At 53.2% G+C, this 23,430-nt stretch carries 20 protein-coding genes; 8 read left to right on the top strand and 12 right to left on the bottom strand.

The features are described 5' to 3' along the window. Nucleotides 1–4: 4 nt before the first annotated feature. Complete coding sequence (locus SE15_RS07905) at nucleotides 5–1,843, top strand: aldehyde ferredoxin oxidoreductase family protein (protein ID WP_054521581.1); 1,839 nt, start codon at nucleotides 5–7, stop codon at nucleotides 1,841–1,843. Here the strand turns inward: SE15_RS07905 and SE15_RS07900 are convergent. From SE15_RS07900 to pdo, 5 genes are all read right to left on the bottom strand, one after another. Beyond that, nucleotides 1,824–2,342 (bottom strand): copper chaperone PCu(A)C, encoded by a 519-nt coding sequence (locus SE15_RS07900; RefSeq protein ID WP_054521580.1) that lies wholly within the window; start codon nucleotides 2,340–2,342, stop codon nucleotides 1,824–1,826. The two genes, SE15_RS07905 and SE15_RS07900, sit on opposite strands and share 20 nt — an antisense overlap. Nucleotides 2,343–2,500: 158 nt before the next feature. Continuing rightward, nucleotides 2,501–4,087 (bottom strand): SdrD B-like domain-containing protein, encoded by a 1,587-nt coding sequence (locus SE15_RS07895; protein WP_054521579.1) that lies wholly within the window; start codon nucleotides 4,085–4,087, stop codon nucleotides 2,501–2,503. Nucleotides 4,088–4,136: 49 nt separating this feature from the next. Then, a complete protein-coding gene (locus tag SE15_RS07890; protein ID WP_054521578.1) occupies nucleotides 4,137–4,604 on the bottom strand; it encodes a SufE family protein in 468 nt (155 codons plus the stop codon). Nucleotides 4,605–4,611: 7 nt separating this feature from the next. Further along, a complete protein-coding gene (locus SE15_RS07885) occupies nucleotides 4,612–5,460 on the bottom strand; it encodes a sulfurtransferase (protein WP_054521577.1) in 849 nt (282 codons plus the stop codon). A 140-nt stretch (nucleotides 5,461–5,600) separates the two neighbouring features. Beyond that, nucleotides 5,601–6,314, bottom strand: a complete 714-nt coding sequence (gene pdo / locus SE15_RS07880) for a protein disulfide oxidoreductase (protein ID WP_054521576.1) — start codon at nucleotides 6,312–6,314, stop codon at nucleotides 5,601–5,603. A 202-nt stretch (nucleotides 6,315–6,516) separates the two neighbouring features. On the opposite strand from pdo, the gene SE15_RS07875 reads away from it, so the two are divergent. Next, on the top strand, nucleotides 6,517–7,047 hold the full coding sequence (locus tag SE15_RS07875) for a response regulator transcription factor (protein ID WP_054521575.1): 531 nt from the start codon (nucleotides 6,517–6,519) through the stop codon (nucleotides 7,045–7,047). Here SE15_RS07875 and SE15_RS07870 read toward each other — a convergent pair. Beyond that, nucleotides 7,044–7,313, bottom strand: coding sequence for a YbeD family protein (locus SE15_RS07870; protein WP_054521574.1), 270 nt, complete (start codon nucleotides 7,311–7,313; stop codon nucleotides 7,044–7,046). The genes SE15_RS07875 and SE15_RS07870 overlap by 4 nt on opposite strands. Before the next feature lie 272 nt (nucleotides 7,314–7,585). Here SE15_RS07870 and SE15_RS07865 point away from each other — a divergent pair, with 272 nt between their 5' ends. Next, nucleotides 7,586–9,241, top strand: a complete 1,656-nt coding sequence (locus SE15_RS07865) for a right-handed parallel beta-helix repeat-containing protein (RefSeq protein ID WP_054521573.1) — start codon at nucleotides 7,586–7,588, stop codon at nucleotides 9,239–9,241. 87 nt (nucleotides 9,242–9,328) lie between these two features. Here the strand turns inward: SE15_RS07865 and SE15_RS07860 are convergent, their stop codons facing one another. The 6 genes from SE15_RS07860 to SE15_RS07835 form a co-directional block, all read right to left on the bottom strand. After that, the gene (locus SE15_RS07860) at nucleotides 9,329–10,987 is read right to left on the bottom strand and encodes a PDZ domain-containing protein (RefSeq protein WP_054521572.1); all 1,659 of its coding nucleotides are present in this window, start codon (nucleotides 10,985–10,987) and stop codon (nucleotides 9,329–9,331) included. A gap of 174 nt (nucleotides 10,988–11,161) precedes the next feature. Continuing rightward, on the bottom strand, nucleotides 11,162–12,043 hold the full coding sequence (locus tag SE15_RS07855; protein ID WP_054521571.1) for a TerC family protein: 882 nt from the start codon (nucleotides 12,041–12,043) through the stop codon (nucleotides 11,162–11,164). Nucleotides 12,044–12,181: 138 nt separating this feature from the next. After that, complete coding sequence (locus SE15_RS07850) at nucleotides 12,182–13,234, bottom strand: tyrosine-type recombinase/integrase (protein WP_054521570.1); 1,053 nt, start codon at nucleotides 13,232–13,234, stop codon at nucleotides 12,182–12,184. Between the two features lie 44 nt (nucleotides 13,235–13,278). Then, on the bottom strand, nucleotides 13,279–14,595 hold the full coding sequence (locus tag SE15_RS07845) for an MFS transporter (RefSeq protein ID WP_083461804.1): 1,317 nt from the start codon (nucleotides 14,593–14,595) through the stop codon (nucleotides 13,279–13,281). 185 nt (nucleotides 14,596–14,780) lie between these two features. After that, nucleotides 14,781–15,479, bottom strand: coding sequence for a lysophospholipid acyltransferase family protein (locus SE15_RS07840; RefSeq protein ID WP_054521569.1), 699 nt, complete (start codon nucleotides 15,477–15,479; stop codon nucleotides 14,781–14,783). A 173-nt stretch (nucleotides 15,480–15,652) separates the two neighbouring features. Further along, on the bottom strand, nucleotides 15,653–16,342 hold the full coding sequence (locus SE15_RS07835; protein ID WP_054521568.1) for a GDSL-type esterase/lipase family protein: 690 nt from the start codon (nucleotides 16,340–16,342) through the stop codon (nucleotides 15,653–15,655). 344 nt (nucleotides 16,343–16,686) lie between these two features. Between SE15_RS07835 and ilvD the strand changes: the two genes are divergently transcribed. Genes ilvD through SE15_RS07810 form a run of 5 tightly spaced genes read left to right on the top strand, consistent with a single transcriptional unit; the run spans nucleotide 16,687 to nucleotide 23,427 of the window. Then, entirely contained in the window at nucleotides 16,687–18,363 is a 1,677-nt protein-coding gene (gene ilvD / locus SE15_RS07830) for a dihydroxy-acid dehydratase (protein WP_054521567.1), read from the top strand. Nucleotides 18,364–18,399: 36 nt separating this feature from the next. Further along, nucleotides 18,400–20,121 carry a biosynthetic-type acetolactate synthase large subunit gene (gene ilvB, locus SE15_RS07825; protein ID WP_054521566.1) on the top strand — a complete coding sequence of 574 codons (1,722 nt, stop codon included), beginning with the start codon at nucleotides 18,400–18,402 and terminating at the stop codon, nucleotides 20,119–20,121. 14 nt (nucleotides 20,122–20,135) lie between these two features. Continuing rightward, entirely contained in the window at nucleotides 20,136–20,666 is a 531-nt protein-coding gene (ilvN, locus tag SE15_RS07820) for an acetolactate synthase small subunit (RefSeq protein ID WP_054521565.1), read from the top strand. 31 nt (nucleotides 20,667–20,697) lie between these two features. After that, a complete protein-coding gene (ilvC, locus tag SE15_RS07815; RefSeq protein WP_054521564.1) occupies nucleotides 20,698–21,783 on the top strand; it encodes a ketol-acid reductoisomerase in 1,086 nt (361 codons plus the stop codon). 21 nt (nucleotides 21,784–21,804) lie between these two features. Further along, complete coding sequence (locus tag SE15_RS07810) at nucleotides 21,805–23,427, top strand: 2-isopropylmalate synthase (protein ID WP_054521563.1); 1,623 nt, start codon at nucleotides 21,805–21,807, stop codon at nucleotides 23,425–23,427. Nucleotides 23,428–23,430 lie beyond the last annotated feature (3 nt).

The raw sequence follows: 23,430 nt of genomic DNA, 5'->3' as shown, positions 1-23,430 counted from the left end.
CATCATGTACGGCCGAATGCTTAAGGTGGACTTGAGCCGTGGGGATGTGGCCTTCTCCATGCTGCCCCGCGACTATGTGGAAGGGTTTATCGGTGGCAGTAGTCTGGCATCCCGTTTGCTCTGGGATGCTCTAAATCCTCAGCATAATCCGTTACATCCTGACAATCCTTTAATCTTTATCACCGGACCGATGACCGGAACGGGAGGCCCAACCACCGGGCGGTTTACCATTTGCGGGCGCTCTCCCCAAACCGGTTTATGGGGGGAATCGAACATAGGGGGATTTGTGGGACCCGAATTGCGCCAGGCCGGTATAGACGTGCTATGGATTATCGGAAGGGCGCCGGAACCCGCTTATTTATATATCCATGACGAAAACGTGACCCTTCGGTCAGCCAGACATGTTTGGGGACAAGCAGACACGTATGCGACCCAGGCCCTATTGCGGGAAGAAGTGGGGGAACCGCGAGCGCGGGTTGCCTGTATTGGCTTAGCCGGGGAGAATAGGGTGCCGATGGCGGGCATTCTCTCAGATCATGGGCGACTGGCAGCACGTACCGGCATGGGGGCTCTGATGGGCGCCAAGAATCTCAAGGCAATTGTGGTGCGTGGAACCGGAAAAATCCCCCTTGCACGAGGGGATGAGTACGCAAAATTGCGTGTAGCCTCGAATAAAAGCCTGCTTGAGCAGAACATGACCGCTGTATTGAGGGCAACAGGAACTTCAGGGGCTGCTGAGTATCTTCAATTTCTTGGGGATATGCCCCAAAAATACTGGACGCAAGCCACATTTGAGGGGGCTGCGAGTATTAGCGGTTCGACCATGGCTGAAACCATTCTGACCGGTACCAAGGCCTGTCAGGGGTGTGTCATTGCGTGTGGGCGAGAAGTGGAGATTGTTCAAGGTCCCTATGCAACCAAAGGGAAGACGAAAGGGCCGGAGTATGAGACCATTTGTTCGTTCGGCTCGCAGTTGTTGGTGGATGACCTGGCGGCGATTACTGCGCTGGGGGAGGTATGTGATCGGTTAGGGTTGGATTCGATTTCAGCGGGCAATACGTTAGCACTGGCTTACCTCCTGTTTGAGAGAGGGGTTATAACCGAAAAAGAGACCGAAGGATGGACGTTACGTTGGGGTGATCCTTCGCCGTGTTTTGTGCTTTTGGAGAAAATGGCCCGGCGTGAGGGATTTGGTGCCTTGCTGGCTCAGGGGACGCGAGCCCTAGCGGCCCATTTTGGCATGCCAGAATTAGCCGTCGAGGTCAATGGACTGGAAGTTCCCATGCACGATCCACGTGCATTTAGCGGACAAACCCTATCTTACCTGACCTCGCCTAGAGGCGCATGTCATAATCAAAGCGATTTCTTCCAGGTCGAAATGGGAGGAACCCTGGAGGAAATTGGAATTTCACTCCCGGAGCGCTTCCGGGATGAAGGAAAAGCCGGGTTGGTGGCGCGCCACCAGCACTGGCGAACGGTCTGCAACAGCCTGGTCACCTGTTATTTTGCAGTGGTTTCGCCAATGACAATCTGCGAATTGTTGAATGCGGCTTTGGGATTGGATTGGGACGTGGAAACCATGCTCCGCGCTGGAGAGCGGGGTTGGAATATGAAGCGCCTCATCAATTTGCGTCTGGGTTTGAGACCTGAGTATGAGAAGTTGCCACGCCTCTTGCTCCAACCTTTGCCAGAGGGGGGGCAACAGGGATATGTGCCCGATGTGGAGAAGTTATTGAGCGAGTACTATGTTGTTAGCGGCTGGGATCGCACAACCGGCTGGCCTACCCCGGAAAAATTGAGGTCGCTGGGTTTAGATTTTGTGCTCAGGGCTGACGTACTGTAACCTTTACCTCGACTCGACCGCTTTTTTCAAAATTTAGAGTCAAAATCAGGGAATCGCCAACCCTGAGAGACTGCCTTAGCCCCATCAACATGATGTGGTACCCACCTGGTTCCAAGCGTACTTCACCTTGAGGTGGGATTTCCAGCGCGCTGATGGGTTGCATTTGCATCATATCACCGCTCCTCACGGTCTGGTGAATTTCAGATTTGGCTGCCATATCAGTACTGACTTCAACCAGGCGATCCGGGGTACGTCCCAAATTGCGGATTACCATGTAAACCGCTGTTGATGTCGTTTCTGTGGATTCGGCTTGTGGGTTCATACTGTGGGAATCGTGGCTCGAAGAAGATGTTAGCATTGCTTCTGTCGGACGTGCCCATGCGTTTTCGACTTGGATCGAGGGCACTGAGGGGGAGGCGGTAAAGATGAAACGGATAAGAATAATGCCAAGGGTAACCACCAGAGCCACCAAGCCAGACAGCCAATACCAGCGTTTCATGAGGCCTCCTCCATAGCCTATTTACCTCAAATTTTAATAAGCCAGGGATAAATGCAAATCCCTCAGGTGGATGAGAAGGTAACCATACCAGGGGTGAAAAAAGCACCAGTCAAGGACTGGTGCTTTTTGTTCTGTGCTGGTTTTGAGATTGCGGAGGGTCATTTGGCCCCAACAGGTGGGTAATAGCGGAATTTCCAGAGGTCGGGCCGAGTTGAATCTTGGCGAACTGTTGAGCCTGGGGTAGCGACATGGAACCAGGTTTGTCCGGGGGCCAGCGGGAAAGGTCGTCCATCAAGATAGCGCAAGCGGACCGGGCGGGCCAATCCGGTTTTCTTTTCGTACTCCTCCCCTACCATGCTCCAGATCAGATTGGTGTAAACCTGACCGTTGCGGAAGACAATGGCTCGCCCTTTACTGCCTGGCCCCATGTTCAAGTCAATGATGGTAGGACGACGAGCAGTGTGTTCAACAAACAGAATAACAATGTTTTCAAAAATCAGAGGGCGTTGGGTGAGACGGTCGGTAGCTGGGGTAAACTGGCCAACTCGATTTTCTGTTCCATAATCCTGATAGCGCCAATAAGCCTGAGCGCTTTCGTCATAAACCCACTGGGCTTGATTGAGGTAAGCATAAAATACATTAAGTTGTGTGGCTGGTTGACCACCTGCGGGTGGAATGGGATCAAAGAGGTTCCCGGAATAATTGGGAGGGAATTGGGGATTGCGGTTGGCTTCTGCGAGGGCGCGCATTTGGGCTGTAGTGAGTCCCGCGCTGTTAATATCCTGGGCATTTATGCCGAACACATTGCGACAAATGCGGAGATTGACGTCTGCCGATTTGCTAGCCGCAACCAGACACCCACTGGGGAACGCATTAACGATGGGCACATAGGCTTCGCGCCCGGAACGAACCCCCGCAAGACCGGCATCCTGGGGCTGCTCAATTCCACGCAGGCTAGAATCACCGGCGGTACTTCCGCTGGGGGTAGAAACCGCAGGGGGCTGCCAGAGTAGGCCAAAGTCTCGGGTCAAGTCCGAGGTTATGAACTCAAATAATTCGGTCTGCCCAGTACGCGGATCGGCATCACTATCTTCTACTTCGTCACCAGCATGTGCACGCGTCAGCGTGAAACCCTCAGGCAGTTGAATGCGCAAGCGATATGGGTTGCCGCTCAGGGGTGAGAAGGCATAATACCCGTTACCATCCGTTCGGGCAGTTTGAAGTACGTTGCCCTGGCTGTCCAAAAGTTGTACTTCAATACCCCCAAGCCCGGCTTCCCAGGGTTGTTGCAGTCCATCTGCGTTTTCATCCCACCAAACCCGGTTGCCCAGCAAAATGCCAGAGAGTCCCAGGGGTTCGGTGCGGGGAGTGAGTTCAGAGGGAGTGGGCAGTCGGCGGGGTGGTTCGCCGTAGAACACAGTTAGAAAGCGCGTCATTCCCTCGGTAATGTAGATCTCATAGACCTGAGAAGCGAAGGAAAGCCCTGTCTGAGGGCGTACACTGGGCGGAAAATTAGAAAGAGAGACCAGCACGGCGGGCAAATCGAGCCAGGATGGGTCCGAGACTGGCAGTCCGGTCAGGGGGTTGTATCCACTCGGAAACTGGGATTGATCGGGTCCTAGTGGATAGACAGGTGAAAGGGGTGTTGGGGTTGCTGCCGAAACGTGAGGGGGTATGGATCCCAGACTGATCCCCAGTACCAGGATAAACGAAACCAACAGTAAAGTGCCTCGCTCTTTATTCATCGAGAGCCTCCTTAAAGACATTATAAGTGCAAAAAGGGCGAGGCTGTCTTTACAAAATTGTTGGCTTTGGATTGGCAGGCATGTTCAGGACCTGTGCAGCCAGGCGTTTGACGTGAGCCACAATAGCAATGAGGCCGTTAAGACGCTGTGGGGTTAGGATCTGATGCAACCCCATTCTTAGATAAAAGTCATCGGGGATCTGGAGGATGGTTTCGGGTGTCTCATCCCACAGCCCCTGCTGGATGATGGCAGCGTAACCACGGATGGTGGGGGCTTCTGCGGGCACGTCAAAGTAAAAACGCAAACGACCACCCTGATTGAGCATCGTAACCGTCACTGGCGTCATGCATTCGGGAACGGGTTCGGGCTGAACGTTTGCGGTGGCCAGCCCTTCAGGGAGTGGGAGGAGGCGCCCGGAAAAATCGAGCAGGAGTTCCATCTTTTCGTGACGATCGCTCAGCTGGAAGTCATCAAGAATCTCGGAGAGACGTGGAGGGATTGAGGTGGATATTTCCATAAAGCCATTACTTTTCAATGGGAGCATTGACCAGGTTGCCCCATTCGGTCCAGGAGCCGTCGTAATTTTTTACCTTTGGGTAGCCCAGGAGGTACTTAAGGACAAACCAGGTAAGGGAGGATCGCTCGCCAATGCGGCAATAAGCGATGACTTCCTTATCTGGGGTAATACCGTGACTTTCGAATAAAGTGCGTAATTCACTAGGCGGCTTAAAGGTGCTATCGTTGGGGTTTACCGCTTGAGCCCAGGGAATGTTAATCGCTCCCGGGATATGCCCGCCACGCTGGGCGCCTTCTTGGGGGTAGCCGGGCATGTGGAGCAGTTCTCCCGAATATTCCTGAGGTGAGCGCACGTCAATTAACGGGAGTCTCTGTTCCATGTGGCGGAAGACCTCATCTCGAAAAGCCCGTATAGAAGCATCCGGGGCTTTTGCCCGGTACTGAGTGGGAGGGTAGGTGGGAACTTCCTGGGTCAGGGGTCGTCCTTCTGCTACCCATTTAGCACGTCCACCGTTCATAATTTTCAGGTTCTCGTGTCCGTAGTATGCAAAAAGCCAGAAAGCATAACAGGCGAACCAGTTGTGCTTATCTCCGTAGAAAACAACGGTCGTGTCATTGCGGATACCCAGTCGCGAGCACAAGGCTTCAAACTCAGCCTGGTCAATAAAATCCCGGCGTAGAGGATGCTGGAGCATGGTAAACCAGTCTACTTTGACGGCACCAGGAATGTGGCCGGTTTCGTAAAGCAAGGGGTCTTCATTGGATTCCACCAAACGGATTGTGGGATCCTGGAGATGCTCGGCGACCCAGGCCGTTTCGACCAGGTAATCGGGATAGGCATAACGATCCTCGCTCATTGTGCACCTCTAATTAGGATAATTTTTATCCATAAAATATCATAAGCGAAATTTAGGAGATTGTCAATAAGAAACGTGCTCTCCAGGTAGCCTTCCCCGGAGGGCACGTTCGATTTACTGGAATTGCGGGTTCGTACGGTTTAGGAGCCTGCACGGCTCCAGGAACGTTTTAACTCCTCCATCACCTGGTCGTCCATGACAAGCATCAATTTTGCCATCAGCACATTCTCGGGGACAGCACCCTCAATGTGAATGACCTCGTTGATGACCGTACGTGGGACACCATAGACGTGATACCGATTGGCCAGGTGGGGGAACTCGCTCACCTCCACCATATCAGCGGTGATCCAATCGCTGGCTAAGGCCAGTTTATGAGCCAGCAGAACCGCTCGTGGGCAGTAGGGGCAGGTTGGGGTTACGAAGACCTGAAGGTGCACCGGGCGATCGAGACGAGCCAATTGTTGTAAGGTGACCAGACTGAGATCAGGTTTTCTTCGACTGACCATGAGGATGTCCTCAATCAGCGTTCCGAATTCGTAACCCGAAGGAATGCCGAAGAAGCGCACTCCATAGTCCTTGGGATGTTCGCCTGCGCTCTGGATGATAAGCGCGGGGATTTTATCCACTTTCAGGTTCTCGGCGAGGGCTTTATCACGGATGAAATCGTGAACCTCGAGGGTGAGTTTATCCGAAAGTGAAGTGAGTTCCTCTGCTAATTGGCGTGTTTCTGCGCAAAACGCGCATTCAATCGCCCCACCTTCGCCCTGGGTAAACATCAGCAACTTTACTGGGTGCTCCATTTCGCTCAACATACTTCGCACTTGTTCTCTGACTTGGGCATTTAAAAGTGCCATACTTCCCTCCTTCGAGATTCGCTTGGGAATCTGCTTGGGTATATTATAGAGTGAATGCATAAGAAAAAGATTATCAACCCCTTGCCAGGAGGAAAACATATTTTGATGGCTCCGGGAAGAGAACTCCATCTGGGGCAACGCCAATGAGCCTTTCAAAAATACTTTGCTATAATAGAACAAAAGTTCTATTCTGGAAGGCCTTATGACGCGTGTACTTTGGTTGGCGCATGAGAACGCTTTTTTCTCCTTTGATGTTTCGCTAAGCCCGCAGGATCTGCTGGTTGCCGTTAACCGTGGTAACTGGCAACCTCCACCGGGAATTATGGGATTGCTTTCCCAAGAGGCGCGAGCCACGAATACGCCTCTTCACGGGGTGCGCCTGGGTAATCTGGTTGTGATTTACCCGTCGGGGTTGGAAAAGGAGGAGGCGGATTACCCACTGCATGAGGTGCATCTTTCTGAAAAGCAACGCTTGGTGTTGCAAGGGTTGGCGGAGGGGCTTAGCCTGAAGGCAATCGCCAGACGCCTGGAAATATCCCCGAGTACCGTAGCCGCTCATATTCGAAGCATTAAGCGGCACTTGAAGTGTCGCACATTGGCTCAAGCGATCTTGCGGGGCACTGCGTTGGGCTTATGCAACCCCGAAGAGGGGACTTTGCCTCTTTTTGCGTCTGAGTCTAAACCGAAGAGGAATAAGCGCCTTCGTTCAGCCTCAGGGAAAAGGCTTTCTTAGAGCAGGAATAAGACACGTTGATCCTGGCTCAGGTCGGCATAAATGGCGTAAAGCTGTTCTTCCGACTCAGCCACAAACGAGACCGTCACGGCACAATATTTTCCGCCATTACTCAATCGGGCATTAATATTATCTTCGTTGATCTCGGGAGCAAACCGTCGAACCCTGACCATAATATAAGTGGCAAAGTCATCCTGGTTATAACCGATGACTCGTAGACGAAACACGGTGGGAAAGTCCATCAAGTCACGTAACGAACGATGCATTCTTCAATAGCCTCGATATGGTTCTGAATGAAATTTATACCATAAAAACCTGGAAGCATATGCGCCTGTAAAAATCGGACCACTAATGGTTGTATAAACCCCTTAATTAGGGGTATACTGGTGACCACTGGCGGGCAGATCGAAATCCTGATGATAGCTCAAAAATCTCTCTTGCGTACCTTAATGCTAATCCCATCTTCGTGCCATCATTCCTTCAGCCAACCGGGTTCCTATTAACTTGGCTCGGCTTTACCAATCTCAAGGAGTAGATCATGTCCCTTAAGAAACGAAAATTCTGGCGCCTGCGCAGGGGGTATTTGATCCTGGTCATGTTACTGGTTGGTTGTGCGGCCCTTACCTCACCCGATACGGTGGGGCGCACTCAATCGCCACCACCCATTCCGGAATCTATAGAAAGTCCTTTACTGGCAACAAATGAACTCCCAGCCGAATCGGCTTCGCCTACGTTGCCCCCTGAAGTCACTCTGGAAGCCAGTGCAACCATGAAGATCTTCCTGCCGGTGATTACCCAAGCCCCTACCTTACCCCCTATTGGTGGTGGGCGGGCTTTCTTTGCTGCACCTAATGGGTCCCGTAACGGCGATGGAAGCATGGAGCGCCCTTTTGATCTGGCTTACGCCATTGAAGATAAAGCCAAGACGGGTTTCTTTCAACCCGGTGATGTCATTTGGGTGCGCGGAGGCACTTATGGTGGGGGTGGTCTTACGTATTTCAACAGTCACCTTCAGGGCACTCCAGATCGTCCAATTGTGGTGCGCGCTTATCCTGGTGAACGACCCATAATCAACGGCAATGTTAAAATCTACAAATCCAATGTGATTTTCTGGGGATTAGAGGTCGTCAACACGGATCCCCGCCGTACCTCTGCTTACAGTGGTTCTTTTCCCAATGACATTTACCGTGAGGATGCATTTAGCATTTACGCTAGTAATGTCGCGCTTATCAACAACATCATGCACGACGCTGCCGAAGGAGTGTATGCCGATGACCGGGCTATTGATCCGGTCATTTACGGTAACCTGATCTACAATAACGGTTGGAAGGGACCGGACCGCGGTCATGGGCATGGGATTTATGCTCAGAATCAACAGGGCAGCAAATGGATTGAAGAGAACATCATCTTCAATAACTTCAGCGGTTACAGCCTGCATGTTTATCGTGAAAACGACTACCCCTTATTGAATTTCAACCTGGACGGGAATGTTACTTTTAACGGCACCTTTCTGATCGGCGGACGACAGCCAGCACGGAATGTGATCCTAACCCACCAGCATACTTACAACGAAACCGTGGCGCTGGGTTTTGCGGAGACCCAGAACCAGAATGTGCGCCTCCAGGCTTCGTATTTGTTCAATCGGGGGGATTATGCCCTGGAGGTAAAGTGGTGGCAGGGAGTCACCGTGGATCACAACACTTTGGGTGGGCAGAATGCGCCCTTGTTGAATTTCGTCAGTACCTCGGGGGCTACCTGGGATGAGAACCAGTATTACTTTGCTTCTACACGGGCGCCCTTTCTTATCAATGGGCAGGCACGGACCTGGAATCAGTGGAGATCAAGCACCGGTTTTGATGCCCATAGTTCCATGGTTAATGGTTGGCCTACCTATAGTCAGGTGATCATTCGTTCCAACCGCTATGAAGCGAAACGAGGTCACATCATCGTATATAACTGGGCCCTGCAATCTCAGGTGATGGTGGACCTGAGCGGGTTAGGCTACAAGGTTGGTGACCGCTATGAGATTCACAACGCTCAGAACTATGATGAAACCTTGACTGGAACATACCAGGGAGAGCCGGTCGCCTTGCCCATGAATGGCTGGAGTGTGGCTAAACCCATTGGTTGGCCCGAACCCTTGCGTCCGGTGACTTTACCCGAGTTTGGAGTGTTTATTGTACTGGCCCCCTAAAGGTGTGGTGGGAGGCCGAAAGCCCCGGCAAGCGGAGCCGCTGGGGCTTTCGGTTTAACGCAGCACCTTGCCGCACGATTTAGGGATTTAGGGATTAGGGCGCTCACCAAGGGTCACGTCTACGGTTTGGGTTTTGCCCTCGCGCAAAAGGGTCAGGGTAACTTTTTGGCCTGGGCTGGCTTGCGCTAACGCCGCTTGAAGGTCTTCAAATGAGGTGATAGACTGACCATTGAAAGCGGTAATCACATCACCTCCGATGAGCATTTGTTCACCATTAATCGTAGCTGGTTTGAAGCTTCCCCGCAAGCCTGCTTTGTCGGCTGGGCTACCATTGAGCACATTAACTACCAAGACACCTTGTTGGTTCCGGTCCAACCCCATAGCCTGGGCAATCTCCGGGGTCAGGGTACGGCCGGTAATGCCGAGATAAGCCCCTCCTTCCCGGCTGGTGGTGGAGGCTATGCTTTGGCCACGAGGTCGGGCACCAAGAGTGACCTCAAGAGTCTGCTCGCGGCCATTACGCAAGATTGTAAGGGTCACCTTTTGCCCTACTGAGGTCGAGGTGGCAAGGTAACTGGCCAAATCCTCAAATTTTTGCACGGGTGTGCCGTCAATGGCAATGATCACATCTCCGCCAACTCGAGCCGTGTTGCCATCCAGCGTGATCTGACGATCGCTGCCACGCAAACCGGCTTTATCGGCGGGGCTATTCGGAGTGACGTCTATGACCAGGGCGCCCCGCTGATCCTGGCTCAGCCCCATTGCTTTGGCGAGGTCGGAGGTTAACGTGGTGCCGCTAATACCCAAATAAGGGTGATCATAACGCCCGTTGGTGATCAAAGCCGGTACAACACGGCGGACAATGTTTGATGGGATCACAAATCCAATGCCGGCATTGGCACGGACGGGCGATTCAATGGCTGCTGTAACACCGATCACCTCACCACGAATGTTGACCAGCACACCTCCCGAATTACCCGGATTGATGGGAGCGTCTGTTTGAATCACATCGGGAATGGTATAGGTTGCTCCATCGGTTGAAGTGCTTTGGACCGGCAACGAGCGCCCCAGCGCGCTGATAAAGCCCACGGTCATAGTGCCCTCTAACCCGTAGGGGTTTCCAATGGCAATGGCAATTTGCCCCACCTTAACCTGTTTGGAATCGGCCAGGCGGACGGGTACCAATTTATCAGGTGTTACCTCCACTTTGAGCACAGCCAGGTCCGCATCACTGTCCGCTCCAACCACCTGGGCCTCAAAGGTGCTCCCGTCGGAGAAAGTCACAGTGATGCGGTCAGCTCCTTCCACAACATGGTTGTTGGTTACAATGTGTCCCTGGGTGTCCCATACAAAGCCCGATCCCAGACTATGTGTTACCGGTGCCTGATCGGGGCTCTGGCCGGGGAAGTTGAAAGGCAGGTTGAATGAGGGGGCCAAACGCTGGGTCGTTTGGATGTTAACCACGGAAGGATTGGCCTGGGCATAGATTTGGGTAAGAGTTTCTTCTAATGCCGATATAGCAGTGGCAGCCGAATTGCTCTCGGGTCCCGAGATACTTGTTGAGGGGGCGAGTGTGGCTGTTGGAACGGGGATAGGGGTTTGAGAGTCTTTTTGTTGTGTACTGCGTTCTATTTGAATCTTAGGTAATTGAAAGCTGCGTAGGTCGAAGGAAGCACATGCCGAGACCAGCATGCTCAGTAGCAGAACCACAATCACCAGGGTCAATACACGGGATTGAGCTCGCATTGTTCACCTCCATATCCATCCATGAGTTAAGCAGGAATGGGATAAATGGGTTTATTCCCATCCTCTGCGCCCTGAGTTTAATGCGGAAACTGCTGATTTGTCCTTAAGCCATCCTCAAGGCAACCTTAAGGATGGCTTAAGAAGCGCGTATTTGAGTTTTCTGGAGAAATGTTCCTACGGTCGTGGGCGGGCATAGGAGCGCATCAGGATTTTGTAGACCACCCGAGGAAAGGCTCCGAGTAGACGTAATGCTACCATAAGCGGTACTAAAGCCCAATCCACTAACTCATTAATGTTGGCAAATCCCTGACCGATCCAGAGCAATACCGGGCGAAGGAGTTGAAGCACCCTGCTGTGGGCATATAGAAGTGAGATCAGGATAATCGAGATAGAAATTCCGAACCTCAGCCAGTCATTGAGGTCCAGACCCACCCACTCTTCCAGCAGGAGTTCCACCCCAATAGCCAGCACCAGAAGGTAGGCAGCGGGCTTGAGGATGGGTTCTCGCTCTACGGCGTAACTGAATAAGCCAGCCGCGAAACGCATCATCAGGATGCCAATGGCGACACCGGTCATGACCACCCATAACCGATTAGAAAGGGAAACGGCGGCTACCACGTTATCCAGGCTGAAAACAAGATCGGTCATTTCAACCGTCAAAACCACTATCCAGAAGGAATGTTGCTCCAGGGGATGGGCATGGGCATCTTCTTCGCCTGGCTCGGGTTGGCCCAGGTTGTCGAAAGCCAGGCGAATAAGGTAGGCGGCTCCAATGATGCGAAGCCATGGGTATTGAATTACCCAGGCGGCAAGCGCCAGCATCAGCCCTCGCCCCAGGTAGGCTCCTAACAACCCTACTCGTAAGGCGGCGGTGCGTTGATTGCCCAATACCCTATGAAGCCGTTGACCGATTTTTTCCAGGGCACGTGGCCAGCGAATGGGCTGATCATCCGGCAAATGGGCTACCATGGCTCCAAGGACAGCCGCATTATCAATCGAAAGCAGCCCCTCCAACAGGATGAGTTGCAAAATGACGATTGGGATGCTCCAATCCAAGTGCCGTCTCCTTCAGAAGAGTATGAAGGGAGCCTGATCTCCCCACCTGAGTCTACCCCTGATTGGCCCTTTCGCCGCGTGAAAATCTTCAGGATTTAGCAGGAAGGACCTCCTGAGGCGAGGTGATGGATATCCTTTTTATTCTTCGTCCAATAATCCCGCGTTTGCAATCTCGTTGTCTGCAATGTAACGGCGGGGCATGGCCAGTGAAGCCCAACCACCGGCTTGTTGCAGTGCAAACGGGTCTACCCCTCTTCGGGCTGCCTGGGTGGCCCAGTAATGGCGGCAATCGTGGGCGCTCAACCCGGTAATGCCCAATTGTTCGCCCAGAAAGCGTACTCGCTGGGTAATGGCCCGGGTGGTCATCCCAGCCTTGCCTAGGCTTCCATCTTTCAGGCTTGCCCGTAAAAGGGGCGCATGCGGATTGGTGGGGAGATCGTTTAAAGCAACACAGCGATGTAAAATCTCCAGCGTATCCGGGCTCAGGCGATGGGTCTGGGTTTTGCCCACCTTTGGCCGGAAGAAACGCAAAATTCCGGCGTCCAGGTCCAGGTTTTCAACCCGTAGAGCAGCGACCTCGCCAACACGTAATCCGTGATCGAGGAGCAAGCACATGAGCAGAGCATCGCGTCGGCCCTGAGGGGTGTTGGGCTGCGTCTTAAGGGCTGTGGCCTGCTGGGGGGTCAGAGCAACCGGGGCAGGCTTTTTGGTGCCAACGCGTTGGCGTGGTCGGCGTTGATCCAGGCGTTGCTGTTCACGATGGGAAAACCCCTTAACGCTGCGAATTAGTGCATATTCTTCGGGGGGCAGGGTTCCGCTCTGAAGAGCAAGGCGGGCATACGTTTTTACGGTAGAAAGCCGGACGTTAATAGAGGGGATCGCATATCCCAGGCTCAGTTGCCATTTGACGAAAGCTTCCACTAATCCCCAAGTAATTCCGCGCCAGGCGGCGGGTTCGTGGGCCAGGTCGCCTACCTGAATCCCAAGGGAGGAAAGAAAAGAGGCAAAAAGGGCTAAATCAGCATCCTGTCGGCGAAGAGTGTGGTCGGCGCGGCGGGCACGATAATCGTTGAAGCGATGACGGGCGGCAGCCTCATTGGCCGCATTCCCGATTTGAATCTCGCGCTCTGGAACGGGGAGGGGGAGAGGGTTGTTTTCGGCCGATGAAGGGCGAGTACGTGGGGGAGGCATATCCTCATTATAAACGAGTTGCGCAGAGAATTTCTGCTTCTGGTTTAATCGGGTAGCAAGGCTGTTGGGGAGGGCTCAGAAGAGCCCAACCCTGGCACAGGTCTTTCCCGAAAAATCAGAGATACCAGAAAAGCGATGACCAGCAAGCCGAAAGTTACCCCGCTGGTTAAGAAACGGAAAGCCCCTTCGGGATTAGGACCTGGATTATCTCCGCTGACGTAACCAAAGGTGAGGCCAACCACCCAGAATGCAGCCGCAGAGATCAGGGCACTAGCGCGAGTGATGAAGCCACCGACGGCACTGTAAACGCCCTCACGCCGCCGCCCGGTGCGCAAAAAATCGCGGTCAATGATCTGGGCATTTAGAACTCCAGGTGTTACCAGGAAGCCTGAAAGCCCAAACCCGACCAGGATGCCCGCAATGATCCCCTGCCACAAGTTGGATGCCAACGCAAGGGGCAGCACGGAGAGTCCGTACACAGCAAAGGCAACACGCCAGGCCATCTTTGCCCCAAAACGACGGATCATCCAGGCCCAAAAAGCAACTAAGGGAATCACTGACACAAATATTGAGGCCAGAAGGGCCGAGACCTGGCTCTCGGGAATTTTCAACGCGTATTTTGCATAAAATGGGATGATGGAACTGAGCAGTCCATTAACGGTCTGGCCGAAAGAATTGGCGATGTTAAAGACCCAGAACTCAGCGTTGCTCAACGTGATTCGGAAAGCATCCATAAACCCCAGAGGAGAAGTTGCGCGAGCCTGTGGATCTTCTTGGATAAGCGACAGGCACAGGCTCATTAGGATGCCATAGGCGGCTGCAAAAATTAACGCCATTTTTGCAAAACCCAGCGCGGCAAATAGAAGTGGGGCTACTGCCGTTCCAATAAGGAGAGCAACGATTTGGAAGCCCTGCTGGATGGCAGAGGCTTTGGCACGTTGCTGATCACCGCGGAAGATTTCTGGAAAAAGTGAACCGTAGTTGACCCACTGGATCGAAGCCGTGGTCTCATATAGAATGAGAGCCAATGTAAACCAGAAGAAAAGGGCTTGACCTTTGAGAGGGGGTGGGGAGAAGATCAGTACAAAAAAGAGAGCAAAGAGAGGGAGCGTCGCGATCAGCCAGGGTTTACGGCGTCCAATGCGTGTGCGTGTACGGTCTGAGAAGTAGCCAAAGATGGGATCATTAATGGCATCCCAGATCATATAAATAGTGCGTCCGAGGGTGACCAGGCCAACAGCCAATCCCAGTTTTTCAACGTAAAAGTAAGTGTAAAAAGAGGAAAACGCCTGGCCTGGGATCATGAGAGCCAGCATTCCCAAAGCATAACTCCAGGGAGAATTGCGCAACCGTTGAATCATCGGCTACCTCCAGGGTGGGAGCAGTTCATACGTAAAATGGGTGCTCTCTTTATATTTTATAAGATCATGTCAAAAAGAAACTTTCATGGAGAGGAGGTGATTTAATCCAAACGGCTCAATTTTCCCCTTTTTAGAGCCTTCCTACGGGGGTAATATCATTCGATTGGTGGATATGAAGGGAAAGTTTAGCCGGTTTGTTGGGCCAGGTCGAGGTGAGCCTGGAGGGGATTCAGGCGATTTTCGCTTTCGCGTGCCAATTCAATGATATAGTGCATGATTGTCTCGGCCACCGAGCGCACAAAGGGGCGATCTTCTACATCGCCAGTGAATTGGAGGGGAGCACCCACTGTGACCTGGTAGGGGCCACGCAGGTACCATCGGCCATAAGTAACTTCACCCCGCACGGTTGAGCGAATGAAATGCAAGCGTTCGCGTTGCAGGTGGATCCCAATGGGAATGACAGGGGCACCGCTGGCGATGGCCAGCCGAGCGACTCCCGTGCGAGGTTTGTGGAAACCCCCTTCGGCCGGGCTGAGATCCCCCTCAGGGAATATCATAATGTTGTGTCCAGCGGCAAGGCGTTTGAGTGCGGTCTCAATGGCATTTTGACCTTCTCCGGCTTTGACCGGAATATGACCCGAAAAGCGCAAGTAAGGACCCAACAGCGGCACTTGGAATAAGAGGTTGTTGATCAGGATAAACGAATGTTCGCGTATAGCCGCGGCGACAAAGAAAGGATCGGCAGTGCTGGGGTGATTGGCCGCAAAAATTTTGCCTCCGTGGGGAAAAGTTTGGTAGCGCTTGACTTCCATTCGAAGGGCGAGAGCAACGAAAGTACGTACCACCGGATGGGAGGCCCAGTAGAGGAGTTTTTCAGAAATCATGGGGAGGGGGTTCCGTTCTAAAGGATTGGGTTGATGTTAACAAAAGAATGGCTCAGTTGTATCTCACTCTGGTCATAGCCTGGGGATGATCTTGGGAGATAAAACGAGTTATAGAAAAACAACACGGTCACAAGAGAGTTATATTATGTAACCCCTTGTTGGGAGAAAAGTTACTAAGAAGTAACCTCTTCCACCAGGGTTGTGGGGCTCAGGTTGGCGATCAGCGGCTTAATTTGTTCAACCCAAAGATCGTACCCAATAGCCATTAGGTGGAGTCGGTCATTGGAAAGCTCAGGACGAATCTGGCCTTCGCGATCAGCGAAGTGAGGGAAGAGATTAACGAACGGATAACCAAAACGCCGGGCCAGTTTTTCGAGTTCAACATTCAAGCGCTGAATGCGTTTCGCATAGCCGCGAGCACGTGGAAGAATTGACTGGACGAATATCTGGGTGGATGGACTTTCCCTTCGGCAACGTTCTAAAATGGCAGCATAGGTTTCGAGAATGTCGTGGTCGCTGCGGAACATAAACCAGGGCAGGTCGTTTGTGCCAATCAGTAGAAAAATTGCAGCCGGCTGTCCGGGAAGGATGCTATCCAGGCGTGCTAGCACGCCACGGGTTGTGTCGGCATTAATCCCCCGGTTTTTTACAGGGAGGCCCGGAAACAACTCATCCCAACGGGCGCCGTCGGTGATGCTATCCCCCAGAAAGACTATATCTCCTTTCTGAACCGGATGGTGGGCAAAAAAATCGCACTTTTGTTCGTGATGCGTGCGTGCCAATCGTTCGGCGGCCATGCGTGCCAGCATCAAGTAGATCAGTGTAATGACAAGTAGGGAAGAAATGATCACATTAAACCACATTGTTACCTCGTGGCTCAAGTATACTCGCAAATACCAGCGGATGGTAAATCTCCTCTGATAATCAGGATTTTTTAAGATTTAACCTCTTGACAAATTCTCGATGGTGTATAGAATTGCGCAATAACTTCTAAAAGAACCCATTCGGTCAAAAATGTCTTACATTTACTCGCTCCTCGCCCTTAGCCTTATTCTGGTTCTCGTCCTTATTGAGAGCCTGGCTCCCTTTTGGGCGGTTGGAGCGAGCGAAGTGGAACTAGCCTAAACCCTTACGCAAACCCAGACCAAAGTACATACCAACCGCCCGCAAGGGCGGTTTTTTTATACCAGCACGGAGGAGACCGGTGATGCGATCAGATCAGGTAAAAAGAGGCATAGAACACGCGCCGCATCGGGCATTACTGAAAGCCACGGGGGTAAAGGACGAGGATTTTGATAAACCGTTTATTGCCATTGTCAATTCTTATGCCGATATCGTACCGGGTCACGTTCACTTGCAAGCATTTGCACGGATTGTCAAGGAAGCCGTTCGTCAGGCTGGCGGAGTGCCGTTTGAGTTCAACACCATTGCAGTAGATGATGGCATTGCCATGGGACATGCAGGGATGAAATACTCCCTTCCCTCGCGGGAACTGATTGCCGACTCTGTGGAAACCATGATCGAAGCCCATCAGTTTGATGGTATGGTTTGCATTCCCAATTGTGACAAAATCGTCCCCGGCATGCTTATGGCGGCCGTGCGGTTAAATATCCCCACCATCTTCGTTTCCGGTGGTCCAATGGCGGCCGGGCGCACGCCCGAAGGCGAGGTAGTGGATCTCATCTCGGTGTTTGAGGGGGTTGGGGCTTATCAGGCGGGAAAGATTGATCAGAAGCGCTTGAAATCCCTTGAAGATTATGCCTGCCCTTCTTGCGGCTCGTGCTCGGGGATGTTCACTGCCAATAGCATGAACTGCTTGATGGAGGCTTTGGGGCTGGCATTGCCTTACAACGGTTCGGCGCTGGCGCTGACCTCTGAGCGTGAGGCACTAGCGCGGCGCGCGGGGCACTTAATTATTGAATTAGTGCGGCGGCAGATTAAGCCCCGTGACATTGTCACTTTAGAGGCCCTGGATGATGCCTTTGTACTGGATATGGCTATGGGAGGGTCCACCAATACCCTCCTGCATGGGTTGGCAATTGCTCATGAGGCCGGGTTGGATTATTCGTTGGAACGCATCAATACGATTTCAGCCAGGGTGCCTCATCTGTGCAAGGTTAGCCCCTCAGGCCCCTGGCACATGGAGGATGTCCATCGCGCTGGTGGTGTGCCGGCCATTCTCAAGGAGGTGCATCGTGGTACCGGTTTGCTGCACCTGGATCGCATCACGGTCACCGGTACCACCCTGGGGGATGCGTTAAATGGGGCCGAGATCAAAGACGAGGAAGTAATTCGTCGCTGTGAAAACGCGCATTCTCAAACGGGTGGACTGGCCATTCTCTTTGGCAATCTCGCTCCACGTGGCTCCGTGGTGAAGACAGCAGGTGTCCTACCTGGTATGCGCCGTTTCAGCGGGCCAGCACGGATTTATGAATCCCAAGAGGATGCGCTGCGCGGCATCCTGGCTCGGGAGGTTCAGCCTGGCGAGGTGGTAGTGATCCGTTATGAGGGCCCCCGAGGTGGGCCGGGAATGCAGGAAATGCTTAGCCCCACCAGCGCAATTATGGGAATGGGGTTGGGTGACAAAGTAGCTCTGATCACCGATGGTCGTTTTTCCGGAGGAACGCGAGGCGCCTGCGTGGGCCATGTGGCTCCCGAGGCGGCTGCGCGTGGGCCGATTGCAGCCTTGCGTCAAGGCGACATTATTGAGATTGATTTGGATGCCCACACGCTAAACGTGCGTTTAAGCGATGAGGAGATTCGGCAACGGCTTGAGGCTTTGCCACCTTTCGAGCCGCGCACAAACAGCAGGTGGTTAAAGCGGTATGCCTATTTTGTGAGTGGTGCGGATCGAGGCGCCGTGTTGGAATACCCCGGCGTCTGATATCAGTGGAATGGCTTTGTCGAAGGAGGAGCAGCGATGAAACGGACGGGTGCACAAATTGTGTGGGAAGTGTTGGTGCGTGAGGGGGTGGAAGTTGTCTTCGGTTATCCGGGAGGAGCGAACCTGCCGATTTATGATGCCATGCTAGACTATCCGGTTCGCCATGTTTTAGTGCGACATGAGCAGGGTGCAGCGCACATGGCGGACGGGTATGCTCGGGCGAGCGGTAAGGTGGGAGTCGCGTTGGCAACCTCCGGTCCGGGTGCCACAAACCTCGTCACCGGGATCGCAACTGCAATGATGGATTCATCGCCCACAGTTTTTATTACCGGGCAGGTTGCCAGTCATTTGATCGGTTACGATGCATTTCAAGAAACAGATGTGACGGGGATTACGCTCCCTATTACCAAGCACAATTACCTGGTCACTCGGGTAGAAGATGTCGGCCCAGTGTTGCGGGAGGCGTTTTACATTGCACGCACCGGTCGCCCTGGCCCGGTGTTGGTGGATATCGCCAAGGATGCGCAGCAAAATAGCACAGATTGGACCTACGATCCCAAACCGATTCAGTTGCGTGGGTATCGTCCTTATCGGATTCCCGATCGGGCTCGAATCGCCCAGGCCGCCCAGTTGATCCGTGAGGCTAAGCGCCCTCTGATTTTAGCGGGTCGGGGGGTGCTGCTCAGCCGTGCAACAGAGGAATTGCGCGCTTTTGCCGAGCAGACACAAATTCCAGTGGCGATGACTCTCTTGGGAATCGGTGGCTTTCCAGCTTCTCATCCGCTGAATCTAGGCATGATGGGAATGCACGGGCAAGCGTGGGTCAACCAGGCCATTCAGGAGGCCGATCTGCTGCTGGCTTTTGGTATGCGCTTTGATGACCGGGTAACCGGCAATGTCAAAACCTATGCAACTGGTGCGCGCAAGATTCATGTGGATATTGATCCCACGGAACTCAATAAGAACGTCAAGGTAGATGTTTCAGTGATAGGCGACCTTCGTGAAGCCCTATGCCTATTGCTGGAAGAAACGCCGAACCTGGAACATGCAGATTGGTTGGAGCATATTGCATCACTGCGCCGTGAGGCGGAAGATGAGGATATCCTCAAACTGGTGCCGGAAAATGGAAAACTCTACGCAGCCCATGTAATTGATGCGTTATGGCGCTTTACGCAGGGTAATGCCATTGTAGTGACCGACGTAGGTCAGCATCAGATGTGGGCAGCGCAATATTACAAACAGGATCATCCCAACCGGTTCATTACCTCGGGAGGACTGGGAACCATGGGGTTTGGGTTGCCTGCGGCCATTGGGGCAAAAATCGCCTGCCCCGATGCGGAGGTTTGGGCGGTTGTAGGTGATGGGGGTTTCCAGATGACCGCCGCCGAACTCTCAACCGCGGCTCAGGAGGGTGTGAAGGTCAATGTGGCGATCATCAATAATGGCTATCTGGGCATGGTGCGTCAGTGGCAAGAGCTTTTCTACGAGCGACGCTATGCGGCCACTCCCATGCGTAGCCCCGACTTTGTGAAACTTGCTGAGGCTCACGGTCTGGCTGGTCTGCGGGTCACTTCTCGGGATGAAGTGGATGCGGCCTTGCAGCGTGCTCGCGAAATAGAGGGCACTGTAGTGATTGATTTCAGGGTAGAGCAGGAGGACAACGTGTACCCGATGGTACCCGCTGGTGCCGATCTGCATGCCATGATCCGGCGGCCATTGGTCAACCGCATGATTGAGACGGCAGAAGACGAGATTTGATTGGGGAGGGCGCGATGCAACACATTATTGTGGCATTGGTGGAGGATAAACCAGGGGTGCTGAATCGAGTGGCGTCTTTGTTCCGACGGCGCAACTTCAACATTGAGTCACTGACGGTGGGGCATACCGAACAACCGGGAATTTCGCGCATGACGATTGTGGTGGATAGTGACAATGTCAACGCGGAACGCTTAACGGCATATCTCTATAAGCTCATCAACGTCATTCAGGTATCCGACCTAACCTCGGTGCCCAAGGTTACCCGAGACCTGGCCTTGATCAAGGTAAGGGCGACGCCGGAAAACCGCGGGCATGTCATGCAAATCGTTGAGGTGTTCCGGGCTCATGTGGTGGATGTGGCCACGGACTCCATGATTGTTGAGATCACCGGAGATGAAGAAAAAATTGAGGGATTTTTAGAGGTGCTCCGCCCGATTGGGATTATTGAGATGGTCCGTACGGGTGTGGTCAGCATGGCGCGCGGGAACATGCCCTTGTACGCTAATGGCAATGGTTACCACACTGCGCTGGCATACTCTGAATAAATTTTCTTCAAAGACTTCAGGAGGTATTCATATGGCCAAAATGGATTTTGCAGGTGTTCTGGAAGAAGTAGTTACTCGTGAGGAGTTCCCTCTAGAAAAAGCGCGTGAGGTTTTAAAGGATGAAGTAGTAGCCGTGTTGGGATACGGGGTGCAGGGAATGGCACAGTCCCTAAACATGCGAGACAACGGCATACAGGTCATTGTGGGAGTGCGGCCGGGTGGGCGGTCTTGGGAAAAGGCCCAGAAGGATGGCTGGGTGCCCGGCGAAACCCTCTTCTCCCTGGAGGAAGCCGCCGAGCGCGGGACCATCGTCCAGTATCTGGTTTCAGATGCCGCCCAAAAGCAAATGTGGCCCAAAATTGAACCTTGCCTGAAGCCCGGTAATGCACTTTATTTCTCGCATGGGTTCTCCGTTGTTTATAAGGATCAGACCGGGGTCGTACCACCGCCCTATGTAGATGTGATTATGGTGGCGCCAAAGGGTTCGGGCACCAGCGTGCGGGCTAACTTCTTGGCTGGTAGTGGCATCAACGCTTCGTTTGCGGTAGCGCAGGACTACACCGGGCGCGCACGCGAGCGCACGCTGGCTTTGGGTATCGCAATTGGTTCGGGTTACCTCTTTGAAACCACCTTTGAGCATGAGGTTTATAGCGATTTGACTGGGGAGCGTGGGGTGTTGATGGGCGCTCTGGCGGGGATTATGGAGGCCCAATATCAAGTCCTGCGTGCCCATGGGCATTCGCCCTCTGAAGCCTTCAATGAAACGGTTGAGGAACTCACGCAAAGCCTGATCCGCCTGGTGGCGGAGCATGGTATGGATTGGATGTATGCTAACTGTTCCACCACGGCGCAGCGTGGGGCTTTGGATTGGCGCCATGAGTTCCGTCGCGTGACTTTGCCAGTTTTTGAACGTCTTTATCAGTCGGTGGTCTCTGGGGAGGAGACACGAATCGTCTTAAAGGCGAACAGTGCCCCAGATTACAAGGAGAAACTGGAGGCTGAATTGCGCGAGATGCGGGAGTCCGAGATGTGGCGGGCCGGAGCCAAAGTGCGTTCGTTGCGTCCTGAGAATTGGAACGCTGCGGAAAAACAGGCTGAAACCACTGCCTCGGCATAGCGAATCAAATGGAGGTGTCGAATGAATGATGATTATGTTCGTATTTTCGATACCACGTTACGTGATGGCGAGCAATCCCCCGGTGCGACCATGACCAGTGCGGAAAAGTTAGAGGTTGCACGGGCACTGGCTTCGTTGGGCGTAGACATTATTGAAGCCGGTTTCCCGGCGGCTTCTCCCGATGACCTGGAAGCAGTGCGTCGCATCGCCATAGAGGTGGGCAATGCTGACTACAACGGAAAGACACCGGTAATATGCGGGTTGGCGCGTGCTTCGGTCAATGACATTGATAAGGCCTGGGAGGCAGTGCGTCATGCCGCCAAGCCACGCATTCATGTTTTCCTGGCCACCTCTGAAATTCACATGAAGTACAAGTTACGCATGACGCGTGAAGAGGTTGTGCAGCGGGTACGCGAAATGGTGGCTTACGCGCGTCAGTTGTGCCCAGATGTGGAATTCAGCCCCGAGGATGCCGGGCGTAGTGATCCGGAGTTTCTTTACTATGTGCTAGGAGAAGCTATTCAAGCCGGAGCCACTACGCTGAATATACCGGACACGGTGGGCTACACAACCCCGGAAGAATTTGGGGCGCTGATTGCGGGCATCATTCGTAATACGCCGGGAATTGAGAATTGTATTGTTTCGGTGCACTGTCACAATGACCTGGGGCTGGCTACGGCTAACACGCTGGCCGGCTTACGGGCAGGGGCTCGACAGGCAGAAGTGACCATAAATGGGATTGGGGAACGTGCCGGAAACACCGCGCTGGAAGAGGTCGTAATGGCTCTGTATACCCGACGGCAGTTTTATAACCTGCGCACGGGGATTGATACGACCCAGATTTATCGGGTGAGTAAACTGGTTAGCAATTACACTGGCATCCCAGTTCAGCCCAATAAGGCCATTGTAGGGGCAAATGCCTTTGCTCATGAGGCGGGAATTCACCAGGATGGGATGCTCAAACACAGCATGACCTACGAGATCATCCGTCCGGAAACTGTAGGCGTGCCCCAAACGCGTCTGGTACTTGGCAAGCATTCCGGCCGCCATGCTTTGCGTGCGCGTCTGGCTTCGTTGGGTTATCAATTGAGCGACGAGGAACTGGATCAGATTTTTGCAAGGTTCAAACATCTGGCGGATCGTAAGAAGGTCATCACAGATGCCGATCTGGAAGCGCTGGTTTCGGATGAACTCTACCAGCCTCGCGAGTTGTTTGCTCTGGATGGCCTGCAGGTAACCTGCGGTACGATGGGAATGCCCACTGCCACGGTGCGTTTACGTGATCCGGAGGGGCGCTTGCGCGTCCAGGCAGCTATTGGGACCGGACCGGTGGATGCAACCTACAAGGCCATTGATGCGATCATTGGGGCGCCAAACGTTCTACAAGAGTTCGTCATTCATGCAGTCACTGAAGGGATAGATGCGCTGGGCGAGGTAACGGTTCGGATTGAAGCCGGTGAAGGGTACTTGCCCAGCGACGGGGATGAGGCGGTTGACCACCCGCGTACGTTTGGCGGGTATGGAGCAGATACAGACATAGTAGTCGCCAGCGCTAAGGCGTACCTTTCGGCGTTGAACAAATTGTTGGTGGCCAGTGGTCAGTACGGCCCTGTAGAACGACCTTCGGCCGAAACGGTCGGTTAGGAT

This window comes from Thermanaerothrix daxensis (assembly GCF_001306145.1).
Lineage (GTDB): Bacteria > Chloroflexota > Anaerolineae > Anaerolineales > Anaerolineaceae > Thermanaerothrix > Thermanaerothrix daxensis.
The sequence above is the reverse complement of the archived record's forward strand: the minus strand, read 5'-3'. Positions and strand labels throughout refer to the sequence as shown.